Source organism: Rhodococcus marinonascens NBRC 14363 (genome assembly GCF_001894885.1).
GTDB classification, from domain to species: Bacteria; Actinomycetota; Actinomycetes; order Mycobacteriales; family Mycobacteriaceae; genus Rhodococcus_F; species Rhodococcus_F marinonascens.
Window position 1 is genome coordinate 37,591 of sequence record NZ_BCXB01000006.1, and the last position, 12,408, is coordinate 49,998.

The 12,408-nt window shown below is 65.3% G+C and carries 11 protein-coding genes; 3 read left to right on the forward strand and 8 right to left on the reverse strand.

Annotated features, from left to right (window positions below; all coding sequences use genetic code 11):
* Window positions 1-43: 43 nt before the first annotated feature.
* Window positions 44-1,018 (reverse strand): proline dehydrogenase family protein, encoded by a 975-nt coding sequence (locus RM2_RS06385; protein WP_072688002.1) that lies wholly within the window; start codon window positions 1,016-1,018, stop codon window positions 44-46.
* A complete protein-coding gene (gene pruA, locus RM2_RS06390; protein ID WP_072688003.1) occupies window positions 1,015-2,655 on the reverse strand; it encodes an L-glutamate gamma-semialdehyde dehydrogenase in 1,641 nt (546 codons plus the stop codon). Before pruA ends, RM2_RS06385 begins: the two co-directional genes overlap by 4 nt.
* 960 nt (window positions 2,656-3,615) lie before the next feature.
* On the opposite strand from pruA, the gene RM2_RS06405 reads away from it, so the two are divergent.
* On the forward strand, window positions 3,616-4,233 hold the full coding sequence (locus RM2_RS06405) for a hypothetical protein (RefSeq protein ID WP_072688006.1): 618 nt from the start codon (window positions 3,616-3,618) through the stop codon (window positions 4,231-4,233).
* 100 nt (window positions 4,234-4,333) lie between these two features.
* On the opposite strand, the gene dapC is transcribed toward RM2_RS06405, so the two are convergent.
* The 4 genes from dapC to RM2_RS06425 form a co-directional block, all read right to left on the reverse strand.
* Window positions 4,334-5,434 (reverse strand): succinyldiaminopimelate transaminase, encoded by a 1,101-nt coding sequence (dapC, locus tag RM2_RS06410; protein WP_072688007.1) that lies wholly within the window; start codon window positions 5,432-5,434, stop codon window positions 4,334-4,336.
* Between the two features lie 2 nt (window positions 5,435-5,436).
* Window positions 5,437-5,760, reverse strand: coding sequence for a ferredoxin (fdxA, locus tag RM2_RS06415; protein WP_072688008.1), 324 nt, complete (start codon window positions 5,758-5,760; stop codon window positions 5,437-5,439).
* Between the two features lie 158 nt (window positions 5,761-5,918).
* Window positions 5,919-8,552 carry a bifunctional FO biosynthesis protein CofGH gene (locus tag RM2_RS06420; protein WP_072688009.1) on the reverse strand — a complete coding sequence of 878 codons (2,634 nt, stop codon included), beginning with the start codon at window positions 8,550-8,552 and terminating at the stop codon, window positions 5,919-5,921.
* A 42-nt stretch (window positions 8,553-8,594) separates the two neighbouring features.
* Entirely contained in the window at window positions 8,595-8,780 is a 186-nt protein-coding gene (locus RM2_RS06425; RefSeq protein WP_072688010.1) for an Rv3202a family protein, read from the reverse strand.
* Between the two features lie 83 nt (window positions 8,781-8,863).
* Here RM2_RS06425 and RM2_RS06430 point away from each other — a divergent pair, with 83 nt between their 5' ends.
* Both RM2_RS06430 and RM2_RS06435 read left to right on the forward strand, forming a co-directional pair.
* The gene (locus RM2_RS06430) at window positions 8,864-9,364 is read left to right on the forward strand and encodes a PH domain-containing protein (RefSeq protein WP_072688011.1); all 501 of its coding nucleotides are present in this window, start codon (window positions 8,864-8,866) and stop codon (window positions 9,362-9,364) included.
* Entirely contained in the window at window positions 9,361-10,905 is a 1,545-nt protein-coding gene (locus RM2_RS06435) for a PH domain-containing protein (RefSeq protein WP_072688012.1), read from the forward strand. The genes RM2_RS06430 and RM2_RS06435 overlap by 4 nt, the downstream gene beginning before the upstream one ends.
* A 73-nt stretch (window positions 10,906-10,978) precedes the next feature.
* Here RM2_RS06435 and RM2_RS06440 read toward each other — a convergent pair whose 3' ends face one another.
* Together RM2_RS06440 and RM2_RS06445 are read right to left on the reverse strand one after the other, a co-directional pair.
* A complete protein-coding gene (locus tag RM2_RS06440; RefSeq protein ID WP_072688013.1) occupies window positions 10,979-11,812 on the reverse strand; it encodes a uroporphyrinogen-III synthase in 834 nt (277 codons plus the stop codon).
* A gap of 135 nt (window positions 11,813-11,947) precedes the next feature.
* Window positions 11,948-12,376 carry a hypothetical protein gene (locus tag RM2_RS06445; RefSeq protein ID WP_072688014.1) on the reverse strand — a complete coding sequence of 143 codons (429 nt, stop codon included), beginning with the start codon at window positions 12,374-12,376 and terminating at the stop codon, window positions 11,948-11,950.
* Window positions 12,377-12,408: the final 32 nt, after the last annotated feature.

Genomic DNA, 12,408 nt, shown 5'->3' on the forward strand with positions numbered 1-12,408 from the left:
CAACGGCGCGGACCCGGCAGATTGTCGCGCCGGCACGGGTCGGTCAGTCTCGAGTGACCACCGAGCGGAGGAAGAACCGCAGGTTCGAGGGGCGCTCGGCCAGTCGGCGCATGAAGTAGGGGTACCACTGATGTCCGTACGGTACGTACACACGAACTTGCTTGTCCTCGTTGGCGAGACGACGCTGCTCGACATCCCGGATCCCGAACAGCATCTGGTGCTCGTACCCGGTGGCCGCGCGACCCGTGCGTGCGACCAGAGGAGCGACCGCGGCGATGACCGCAGGATCGTGGGAGGCCACCATGGGGTAACCGGACCCGGCCATCAGGATGTCGAGGCACCGCAGGTACGACGCGTCCACGGCGGCGCGGTTCTGGAAGGCCACGGACTCGGGTTCGCGGTACGCGCCTTTGCACAGCCTGATCCGTGAACCCGGCCCGGCGAAGTCGCGGCAGTCGTCCTCGGTGCGTCGCAGATACGACTGCAAGACCGCTCCCAGCCACGGAAAGTCGCAGCGGAGTGCACGGACGATCGCCAGGGTCGAATCGGTGGTGGTGTGATCCTCCGCGTCCACGGTCACCCAGACACCCGCAACCTCCGCGGCGGCGCAGATCGTGCGAGCGTTTTCGATGGCGACCCTAGGGCCGTCGTCGGCGAGTGCCTGCCCGAGCGCCGACAACTTCAGCGACACTTCGAGTCGGCGAACACCCGGCCCCACCGCCGCTTCTGGCAGAGTCCCGAGATCGGCGACGAGTTTCAGATATTCGTCCATCATGGCCTGTGCTCCGGCCGCATCGCGAGTATCTTCACCGAGGAAATCGATCGACACGGACCGGCCCGATGCGAGAATTTCGCGGACGCACTCCACCGCCGCTTCCCGACTCTCGCCGGCCACAAACCGATCGACGAGTTTCCGCGTGACGGGTGCACGGGTGATGGCACGTTTGACGCTGCTTGACCGGGCCGCAGCGAGGATCGCAGGACGGAGCGGATTCGCCAGGGCCGACGGCGCTTTCATTCCGACCCCATGTGTGGATAGCGATGATCGATCGCAGGAACGAACGTCTCCTTGATGGTGCGTGCGGACACCCACCGAAGAAGGTTGAGTTTGGACCCGGCTTTGTCGTTCGTGCCGGACGCGCGCGCACCACCGAACGGTTGCTGCCCGACGACGGCACCGGTGGGCTTGTCATTGACGTAGAAGTTTCCGGCTGCGAACCGGAGCGCCGACATGGCCCGGTCGACGGCCTGGCGATCATCGGCGATGATCGCACCCGTTAACGCATAGGGGGTCGCGGAGTCGACCGTCGAGAGTACGTCCTCGAACGCGTTCGGAACCGAGTCGTCGTAGACGTGCACCGTGAGGATCGGCCCGAAGTACTCAGTGGTCATCGCCTCCTCCGCGGGGTCGTCGGCAAGGAACACGGTGGGACGGACGAACCAACCGACGCCGTCGTCGTATTTGCCGCCCACTGCGACATCGATTCCTGTCGTGCCACGTGCGCGTTCGATGGCCGCGACATTCTTCTCGTAGGCCCGCCGGTCGATGAGCGCTCCGCCGAAATTCCCGAAATCCGTCACGTCCCCGTAGGCGAGGGCATCGACCTCTGCTGCGAACGTGTCGCGCATCCTCCGCCACAACGACTTCGGGACGTACGCGCGCGATGCGGCCGAACACTTCTGGCCCTGATACTCGAAGGCACCTCGGATCAGCGCCGTCCGTAGCACGCTTTCGTTCGCCGAGGCATGCGCGACCACGAAGTCCTTGCCGCCGGTCTCCCCTACCAACCGGGGATAGCCTTGATACCTACCGATATTCGCGCCCACCTCGCTCCACAGATGCTGGAACGTCCGGGTCGAACCCGTGAAGTGGATACCGGCGAGGCGAGGGTCGCTCAGTAGAACGTCCGACACCGCCTGCCCATCGCCGGTGAGGAGGTTGATGACCCCGGGCGGCATGCCCGCCGCCTCGAGTAACTTCATGGTCCAGTACGCAGCGACGGCCTGCGTTGACGACGGCTTCCAGATCACCGTGTTGCCCATCAGCGCCGGGGCAGTCGGAAGGTTGCCGGCGATCGCACTGAAATTGAACGGCGTGATGGCGTAGACGAAGCCTTCGAGTGGTCGATACTCGAGCCTGTTCCACACGCCTGGTGAGGAGATCGGCTGGTCGGCGAGGATCTGCCGTGCGAAATGAACATTGAAGCGCCAGAAGTCGATCAGCTCGCACGGTGCGTCGATCTCAGCCTGCTGGATCGACTTGGACTGCCCGAGCATCGTCGCGGCGGCCAGCGTTTCCCGCCACGGCCCGGACAACAGGTCGGCGGCGCGCAGGATCACGGCGGCCCGGTCGTCGAACGAAAGTGACCGCCACTGCGGTGCCGCTGCCGTGGCGGCCTCGATCGCAGCCGAGGCATCGTCGTGCGTGGCGTTACGCAGCGTGCCGAGCACCGCGGAGTGCCGGTGCGGTTGCACGACGTCGACGCGGTCGCCGTCACCTTGCCGGTGTTTTCCACCGATCACGTGCGGAATGTCGACGGGATTCGTGGCGATGTCGATAAGTGCGGAACGTACTCGGGAACGCTCGGGACTCCCCGGCGCGTAGGTATGGATCGGCTCGTTGGTGGGAACCGGAACCTGGGTGATGGCGTCCATGCTGCCTGCCTCCTGCCCTCAGATCGTGAGGAACTGCGACCGGGAACCGGACCTCAGGCGGGGGACACCCGTCCGAGCGGAACCCTGTGCCCAGGTTAGCGCTGAACGGGGGTTCCAACCCGGTTGCGACTCGCCGGACGAGTCCGCGGGCGTGCATAGCGACTTCTAGATGTCGCGGGCGTTCGGGACGAGTTGATGCACGTTCTGGTCGGTGTCATCGATCCCGAGACTGTTAGCGGTTCCCCCCGGCTGAAGCCGGGAGAATTCAAGCTCAGACCGCACACACAGCCGACCCGAAGGAGGGCTGCACATGTCTGACGTCGTCAACACAAGTGGGGCCCCGTTCTGCCACAGCCAGGACCACCCCGGCGGCGTTCCAATCCCTACCCGTAGTAAACCCGCAGGTCTCGCACCGGAAAGTTCGTTCCGCGAGGTCGAGTCGCTGCTTGGCTCTCGCGAAGCGACTCGAACACGTACTTGGCACGCCCACGGATCTCGACGCAGCGCACCCGCCAGGGGTCGTAGCGGAAGCCCACGGGACTGACCTGCAGCGTCCCGTTTGGGCTGGACGGTTGCGAGGCGCCCGAGACTCTGCGAAGCCAGATAGTCGCCTGACAGTCGTCGGTCGCGTTGTACTCTCGTCTGCACGGTGACCCGATGCCCGGAGGCTTCGTCCTTCGGATTCCCCCCTACTGCATCGGGATCGAGTATGACCACAGACGGCTTCGAAGCCCCAGAGATCGCGACCCTGCTCACCAATCACTGCATCACAACCGCGGAAGCTGATGCCATGCGTCGCCCGTGTCCGACAGCACGAAACCTTGTCGACTCGATGCTCGATTCCGCGACCTCGGGGTGGACGGACGAGAATGCACGTGAACGCGCTCGAGACGTACTCGACGCCCTAGGTGGTCCATCGTCGACAGATAGAGAACATGCGTTGACGATGTACGCACGGTCATGACCGTGCGCAACCGCGTGACGGTTCCCGTCGTGATCAAGTCCGGCGTCCTGCCGTACATCAGCCCATTCCAACTGAACAGCCGAATCGGTGTGCATCTCAGTTGGACTCCGACACTGGGCCGATGGTGGACGGATCTGGCAACAGGATGGCAGGTCTCGATGCCGTTTCGGCTGTACTCGGAAGTTCTCGACGGAGAACAGAACACTCACCGATATCAGGGTGGTGTGCCTGTCGCGGTTGACGCTGTTGCCGAACTGTCCGATGTTCGAGTCGCTGTCTCGATCGATCTACCGCTTCCCGCTGTCCGCATCATCGATGTTTCCGGCGCGTTGAACGTGCTCCAACCCGCCATCAGGACCGATGGCAGACAGACTCGAAGCCGGTTACCAGCCACAGTCGGTACTGTCGAACGCATTCGAATGGCTTCCATCGCCGTGGGAATTCCTGCGGTTGCTGGTATGGGGTGGGTTGCGAATCAGTATCTGCCGGGAACCGTGCGGGAGTACGAGCTGCGATGCAGTCCATCAGGCCTGTACACGTACCCGTCTACTGAAGGCGAAGGCGATGACGGCCACTACCGCGAGGAACTCTTGGTCGTCGACCTGGCGTGCTGAAGCGTGGGTCTCACCCGGCGACCGTTCGACACTGTCGAGCACCGACTGGTCGCGGAAGATCATCTCGGTGATCCTGGCGAGGGACGGACTGGGCCTCCCGTCAGCCCAGCCGTTCGGCCGCGGCCGCGATCCGTTCGTCGGTGGCGGTAAGCGCGATGCGGACGTGAGCGCGGCCGGCGGGCCCGTAGATTTCGCCGGGTGCCACGAGGATTCCGCGATCGGCGAACCATTCGACAGTGTCCCGGCAGGCTTCGCCCCGGGTCGCCCACAGATACAGCCCGGCCTCGGAATTGTCGACGGCGAATCCGGCGCCCCGCACTGCTGCGAGAAGGACCTCGCGGCGACGACGGTAGCGCTCACGCTGCTCGTTCTCGTGAGCGTCGTCGCTAAGTGCGGCAGTCATCGCCGACTGGATCGGCAACGGCACCATCATGCCCGAGTGCTTGCGCACATCGAGAAGTTCGGCCACCAACGCCCGATCACCGGTGACGAATCCCGCACGATAACTCGCGAGATTGGAAGTCTTGGACAGCGAGTGCACCGCAAGCAGTCCGGTCAGATCGCCGTCGTTCACCCGTTCGTCGAGGATCGACAGAGCTTCACCCTCCCAGGTCAGCCCTAGGTAGCACTCGTCGGACGCCACAATCGCACCACGGCGTCGCGCCCAGTCGACCACCTTGCGCAGATGCTCGAGGCCGAGCACCTTACCTGTGGGATTGGAGGGCGAATTCACGAAGATCAGCGACGCGCCCTCAGGTCCGAGTCGGTTGAGCCCGTCGGCACGGATCACCCGGGCACCGGCGAGCAGGGCACCGACCTCGTAGGTGGGGTACGCCAACTCCGGAATGACCACCAGATCCTCGGCGCCGAGTCCGAGGAGACGAGGCAGCCAGGCGATGAGTTCCTTGGTGCCGATCGCCGGCAGCACCGCCGCGGGATCGATGCCAGTGATCCCGTAGCGTCGGCGCAGCGCCGAGGTCGCCGCGCGCCGCAACTCGTCCGTCCCGTGCGTCGTCGGATAACCCGGAACAGCGGCGACCGCGGCCAGCGCCTCCTGGATGATCGGCGCGACGGGATCGACCGGGGTCCCCACCGACAGGTTGACGATGCCGTCCGGGTGGGCGAGGGCCTTCGCCTTCGCCGACTGGAGCGAATCCCAGGGGAAATCGGGAAGAACGCTGGCTACCGGGATACGGGGCATATCTAGTCCTCACTCATGGGGGGCAGAGCCTTGATGAACGGCGGGTCGTAGTCGACCCTACCCAGTTTGGCCGCGCCACCAGGAGAGCCGAGGTCGTCGAAGAAGTCGACATTCGCGGCGATGTAGGCGTTCCACTCATCGGGGACGTCGTCTTCGTAGAAGATGGCTTCGACCGGGCAAACGGGTTCGCAGGCACCGCAATCCACGCATTCATCGGGGTGGATGTACAGCATCCGCCCGCCCTCGTAAATGCAGTCGACAGGGCATTCCTCGATACACGCCTTGTCCAAGACATCCACGCACGGTTCAGCAATCGTGTAGGGCACTGTCGGCCTCCTTGCCTTTCTGACGCAAAGAATTGCGAGGTACAGGCCACTTGTACCGCGCGAGAGACATTACTATTCCCTGCCCTGCCGACCTCTCGGCGGTGGGGGTCAGCGGACCAGGCCTCCCCGCACGGCCGGCACTGCCGCCTACTCGTCCGTCACGCTCGGGCGAGCGGTGTCCTTTCCGCCAGTCGCGCGTATGTCGTGGTCCGCTCGCTCGCCGAGCGCCCGATCCCCTCGGCGATGGCCCGCAGTTCCTGGACCGTCTTTTCTGATCCGTGCTCGGAACCGGCCATGCGGGAGATGGTCTCTTCCATCAAGGTGCCGCCGAGGTCGTTGGCTCCGCCTTGCAACATCACCTGAGTACCTGTGGTGCCGAGTTTGACCCAACTGGTCTGGATATTCGAAATTCTGCCGTGCAACATGATCCTAGCCAGGGCGTGGACGGCGCGGTTGTCCCGGATGGTCGGGCCGGGACGCGAGGCGCCCGCCAGGTACAGGGGCGAACTCTGGTGCACGAACGGCAGCGGAACGAACTCGGTGAATCCGCCTGTCTCGTCCTGGATTCCGCTCAGAACCCGCAGATGCCCGACCCAATGCTTGGGATTGTCAACGTGGCCGTACATCATCGTCGAACTCGACCGCAAGCCCACCTGGTGCGCCGTGGTCACCACCTCGATCCAGGTGGCGGTGGGCAGTTTCCCCTTGGTGAGAACCCAGCGGACCTCGTCGTCGAGAATTTCCGCCGCCGTGCCGGGAATAGTGTCGAGACCAGCCTCGCGCAAATCCATCAACCAGTCACGGATGCTCTGCCCACCGCGGGCTGCGCCGTTGACGATCTCCATCGGGCTGAACGCGTGGACGTGCATCGACGGCACCCGTTCCTTCACCGCCCGCACAAGATCGGCGTACCCGGTGGCCGGAAGTTCCGGGTCGATACCGCCCTGCATGCACACCTCGGTCGCGCCTGCGACATGCGCCTCCCACGCCCTGTCCGCCACGTCCTTCATCGACAGTGTGAAGGCGTCCGCATCACCCTTGCGCTGAGCGAACGCGCAGAAGCGGCACCCGGTATAGCAAATGTTGGTGAAGTTGATGTTCCGGTTCACCACATAGGTGACCTCGTCGCCGACGACGTCCTTTCGGAGTTGATCGGCGAGCGCCACCATCGCCTCGAGCCCCGGACCGTCCGCCGTGGCCAGGGCGAGGTACTCGTCGTCGGTGCACCCCGCCGGATCGCGCTCGGCACTGCGCAACGCCGCGAGGACGTCAGTGTCCACCCGCACCGGACCACTGAGCTCGAGCACCTGCTCCCGGACCGTCTCCCAGTCACCGAATGCGCTACCAAGGTCGCTGCGCGTCACGGTGTTACGACCGTCGGTGTCGATCTCGGTGTTCAGATCCACCCGCCCTGTCGATTCCCACGACTCGTCCGGTTCTTGCCACGGCAGCCCCACCGGCAAGGCACCCGGATTGGCCAATCCGGTGTGTGGGTCGGCGAGCGCCTGCACGTGCCCGGTGACGCGCGGGTCGATCCAGGGCGAGCCGGCCAGCACGAACTGAGGCTGCGCGGCGATACGCTCGGTGAGCTCGAATCCGCCCTCCGCGGTGATCTCGGCCAGCGTGGCCAGGTTCGGCCACGGCCGCTCCGGGTTGACGTGGTCCGGGGTCAGCGGCGACACGCCGCCCCAGTCGTCGACACCTGCACCCAGCAGTGCCAGGCATTCGGAGTTCGACACCAGGTTCGGCGGCGATTGGATCCGCATGCCCGGGCCGAGCAGGAGCCGTGACACGGCGATGGTCGCGAGGAATTCCTCGAGTCCGGCGTCCGGCGAATCCCGCATCGCGGTGTCCGGCTTGGCCAGAAAGTTCTGGACGATCACTTCCTGAATGTGGCCGAATGCTTTGTGCGACTTCCGAATCGCCATGATCGATTCCGCACGTTCGCGTACGGTCTCCCCGATACCGACCAGGATGCCCGTCGTGAACGGCACACTCAACCGACCCGCGTCGGTGAGGGTACGCAACCGCACCGAGGGGTCCTTGTCGGGGCTGCCGTAATGACACTCGCCCTTGTCGGTAAACAACCTGTCGGACATGGTCTCGAGCATCATCCCCATCGACGGTGCCACCGGCTTGAGCCGGGAGATCTCCTCCCAACTCATCACACCGGGGTTCAGGTGCGGCAGCAGTCCGGTCTCCTCGAGAACGCGGATCGACATGGCCCGCAGATAGTCGAGCGTGGAATCGTACCCCCGCTCCTCCAGCCACTGCTTCGCCTCGGGCCATCGATCCTCCGGACGATCACCGAGGGTGAAGAGGGCTTCCTTGCAGCCCAGTTCGGCGCCTTGACGGGCAATCTCGAGCACCTCGTCCGGTTCGAGATACGCTCCGCGACCCTCTGCTCTCAACTTGCCCGGCACCGTCACGAACGTGCAGTAGTGGCACTTGTCCCGACACAGCCTGGTCAAAGGGATGAACACCTTGCGCGAATACGTGATCGCCTTGGGCCGGCCGGCTGCGAGGAGTCCGGCATCGCGGACCTTCCCGGCGGACGAACACAGATCGTCCAGATCGTCGCCGCGAGCCTGCAGCAAAACCGTCGCCTCGTCCACGTTCAACGTGACGCCGTCGCGAGCACGCCGCAGCACCCGCCGCATGGCTGAGGCAGAAGGTGCCACTTCGTGCGCCGATGCGCCGGACGGAGCCGTCGCAGGAACGCCCGGCATCGGGAGCATCATGGGCTGGCCGGATTCTTCACCTGAATTGGTCACCCAGCGATCATGCGCCATAAGTGATGGTCGCTGCCACCCACGGTGCCTTGGTGGCTCGTCCTATGCGCGGGGGTACTCTTCGTCGTCGGGAACCGTCCGGCTCTGCTCCGCCGCGTCCGCCTCGTTCACCTCCAACGACGACGCGTCTTCCATCTGATCGGAAACGTCGTCGTCGAGAGCTAGATTCTGTTCCAGACGGTCTGCCTCGGGAACCTCCGATGAGTCGGCCGCATCGAATGACGTCATTGTTGTGCTCCTTTTACTGCGGGGGCTCTTCCCACGATAGGACGGTTCTCGACAGAATGCCTGTGCACGACCAAAGTAAAGATATGACCGAGCCCAGCGTCGTCACCATGGCGGAGCCGGCGTGGCGGCCCAGCCCCAAAGCCAAGCAACTGTGGGCGATCAATGCCGCCCTGATGTGGCTGCCAGTCTTCGCCGCGCAAGCTCTGGCGCTCATCTTCCACTGGTGGCCCACCTGGATACACGTCACCGTTCTCGCGCTCACCCTCGTCTCGGCAGCCGTCCACATCACCGTCGTCCCCCTCTGGCGGTATCGCGTGCACCGGTGGGAGATCAGCAACACAGCCGTATACACCCGCACCGGTTGGTTCACTCAGGAACGACGCATCGCGCCCATCTCCCGGGTGCAGACCGTCGACACCGAGCGCGGACCCATCGACCGCATGCTGGGACTCGCGACCGTCACCGTGACCACGGCGTCGTCCGCCGGTGCCGTCACGATCTCGGCCCTCGATCAGGACACAGCGGACCACACCGTCGCAAGGCTCACCGAGATCGCGGGCACCAATGTCGGTGACGCCACATGAGCGCGACACCGGAACCGGGCGTTGCTCCCCCGATCGCCCAGGGCGAAGCAGCCATCGCAGCGGAGCGGGAGCAACCGTGGCTTCGCCTGGACAAGCGGATGCTCCTCGTGCACCCCGTCACCGAGATCGTCAGACTTCTGCCCGTGTTGCTGATATCGCTGGTGATCGGCAGCCAGAGCGGTAACCACGTGTGGGTCCTGCTCGCGATCGCGGTGTTCCTTGCCTACGGCGTCTCGCGCTGGTTCATGACGAGCTACCGGATCGGCCCGGTACACGTGCAATTGCGCCAGGGCCTGTTCCGCAAGCGGCTTCTGTCCATTCCCCGTAACAGGATTCGGTCCGTCGACGTGAAGGCTGGGGTCCTGCATCGGCTGCTCGGGCTGTCGATCGTGCGGATCGGCACCGGCCAGCAGGTGGGATCCAAACCCGATGCCGCGAAGTTCGAACTCAATGCCCTCTCCTCCGGCCTGGTGCCCGACCTGCGCGTCGCACTGCTCACCCGCCAACCGGTCGCCGCCACCGTCGAACAGACCGCGGTGATGTGCGAACCAGCGGCAGACGAGATCGGGCACTGGAAACCGGGCTGGGTCCGCTACGCCCCGTTTTCGGTGACCGGGGCGGTGACCATCGCGGCAATCGTCGGTCTGGCATTCCAATACGGGATCGTCGGCAAGATCGCGCGTTCGACAACTATCACCGAGGGAATCGAATCCGCGGAACGCGCCGGGGTCGCCGTGGCCGTCGCCCTCGGTATCGTTGTCGTCCTGATCGCGGCCAGCACTCTGGCTTGCATCCGTTACCTCGTCACCTACGGCAACATGACGCTCACCGATAGCGGCCGCACCCTCCACGTCAGTCACGGACTGCTCGAGACCCGCCAGACCACCCTGGACCGTCAGCGCCTGCGCGGCACGACCCTCAGGGAACCACTCCTCCTCCGACTCGCCGGCGGTGCCCGCCTCGACGCCATCATGACCGGCGTAAGCGCCGAGAAACGGGAGTCCTCCCTCCTCCTCCCCCAGGCGCCGCGCGCGGAAGCCGAACGGGTCATGTCCACCGTCATCGACGATGACCGCCAAAGCGTGGTCCCACTCACCCCGCACGGCCCGGTCGCGCAGCGTCGCCGCTACTTGCGTGGGCTGATTCCGGCCGAGATCGCATTCGTCGTCGCCGTGGGAGTCGTGATCTTGGGCCGACCGGTGTTCTGGCCCGCGTGGGCAGCGATAGTCGTTCTCGGTGTCGGGGGGGTGGCCCTCGCGTGGGACCGGTACCGCGGGCTCGGTCATGCGGTGCTGCCCGGATGGCTGATCACCCGCAGCGGTTCCCTCGACAGGGCCAGGCACAGCCTCGAGTCCGACGGAATCATCGGGTGGACCGTCCGCCAGACTTTCTTCCAACGCCGGGCGGGGGTCGCGACGATCATCGCTGCGACACCCGCGGGTACCGGCGAGTACCAGGTGATCGATCTTCCCGCCGATCAGGCATGGTCGCTCGTCGAGTCGGTGACGCCGGGCGGAGGTGACGTGTGGGCGCGCCGCTGACGGTCTAGGTCCGGGCGACCGTTCATCCGGCCTATCTGAGACGTCCACAGTGCCTTCCACCCGTTCGCGCCCGTCACCGCCGCTTCGGGAGTTCCTCGATTATGTACTTGGCCAGGCTGCCGAGCCGCGAACGGGAAGGTTGCATGGTGTCGACGCCGAGGACAGTGAGCGGCGAGGCGGTGACCGGGCCGACGCAAACGGGTGCGACCGGACCGCGGAGGGCGTCAAGGAGATCGTCGACGAGGGCCGCGTCCTTCGCGGTACCGAGCAGTGAGGACACGGCGGGCGCACTGGTGAACGTGACGGCGTCGAGCTCACCCCCGATGATGAGGTTGACCAAAGCCCGCATCGGCCCCTGGTCCTCGGGCCTGGTCCACCGGTAAACCGACAGTGCCGTCGTCTCGGCCCCTGCGTCGGCCAGGCTGATGCTCAGGTCGGTCGTCGGTTCCCATTCCGTGATGGTGCCGTGCAATTGGACGGCCACTCGCAGCCCGCGGACCCCTTCGGCGACCAGGTGCTCGTACACCCCCTCGGATGACTCCGTCGTTGGCGACCATTCCTCGCGCAAGCCGGCGGCGCGGACCGCACCCTTCGCCTTGGGGCCGCGCGTGATGATGCGGGCCGACCGCAGGGCAGTAAGTAGCACATCTTCCTCGCCCCAGGCCCGCGCCGCATCCAGCCAACCCCGGAATCCGACGGCGGTGCTGACGACCAGAACGTCCGGCGGTGACGCGATGATTTCCGACGTGCGCGACAGGAGTTCAGAGTCGTCGACCAGCGGCAGCACATGAATGGCCGGCGTGTGGGTGACGTGGGCGCCGTGCCTCTCGAGGAGGGTAATGAATTCGGCGGCCCGGCGTTCGGCGGTAACGGCGATGGTCAGTCCGGACAGTTCGGCGTTCGGCATTCTCCCAGTGTGACGGACTCCCAGTGTGACTGATGAATCGCACTGGACTGCAGCCATGCTCCCCTACTGTTCACCCACGCGGCTCCGGTGAGGTTCTGGGAGCATCGCGATACTCCTCCAGCAGACGGCCGACGGCTACCGTGAACCCGCGCCCACCGTCGTCGAAACCGATCCGCCAGCGGCTTTCGCGCTGACTTTCCACAGGTAGGCCAACGCCGGGATCACCGCTCCGACCACGAGCAGAAGCGTCCACACCGACACGAGCAGAAGCGCGTCGCCGCCCGGCCCCCCGAACATGCAGAGCAGGAAACCGAACCCCCACCCTGCGAGCGGCAGCGCACCCGTTCCGACCCGTCCGGTCGTGGACCGCGCAGCGATCACCAGAGCCAGATTCACGACCGCGGCGGCGAGGATACTGATCGGAAAGGGCGTCGCCCCGAGATATAGCGGCAGGAAGAGAACCGAGAGGATGGCACAAAGGAAGCCGTCGAACACCAGCAGTGCGAGCGTGATCCTCCCCCGAACATCGAGGTGCCCAGGGTTCGCTGCGGCGACTGAGGTCATGCTTCCATAGTGGATCAGTCGACGGGCCGGTA

Coding starts and splice junctions, on each gene's coding strand:
- RM2_RS06385 (WP_072688002.1), bottom strand. CDS start 1,018: ATGAAAGCGCCGTCGGCCCTGGCGAATCCGCTCCGTCCTGCGATCCTC.
- pruA (WP_072688003.1), bottom strand. CDS start 2,655: ATGGACGCCATCACCCAGGTTCCGGTTCCCACCAACGAGCCGATCCAT.
- RM2_RS06405 (WP_072688006.1), top strand. CDS start 3,616: ATGACCGTGCGCAACCGCGTGACGGTTCCCGTCGTGATCAAGTCCGGC.
- dapC (WP_072688007.1), bottom strand. CDS start 5,434: ATGCCCCGTATCCCGGTAGCCAGCGTTCTTCCCGATTTCCCCTGGGAT.
- RM2_RS06420 (WP_072688009.1), bottom strand. CDS start 8,552: ATGGCGCATGATCGCTGGGTGACCAATTCAGGTGAAGAATCCGGCCAG.
- RM2_RS06425 (WP_072688010.1), bottom strand. CDS start 8,780: ATGACGTCATTCGATGCGGCCGACTCATCGGAGGTTCCCGAGGCAGAC.
- RM2_RS06430 (WP_072688011.1), top strand. CDS start 8,864: ATGACCGAGCCCAGCGTCGTCACCATGGCGGAGCCGGCGTGGCGGCCC.
- RM2_RS06435 (WP_072688012.1), top strand. CDS start 9,361: ATGAGCGCGACACCGGAACCGGGCGTTGCTCCCCCGATCGCCCAGGGC.
- RM2_RS06440 (WP_072688013.1), bottom strand. CDS start 11,812: ATGCCGAACGCCGAACTGTCCGGACTGACCATCGCCGTTACCGCCGAA.
- RM2_RS06445 (WP_072688014.1), bottom strand. CDS start 12,376: ATGACCTCAGTCGCCGCAGCGAACCCTGGGCACCTCGATGTTCGGGGG.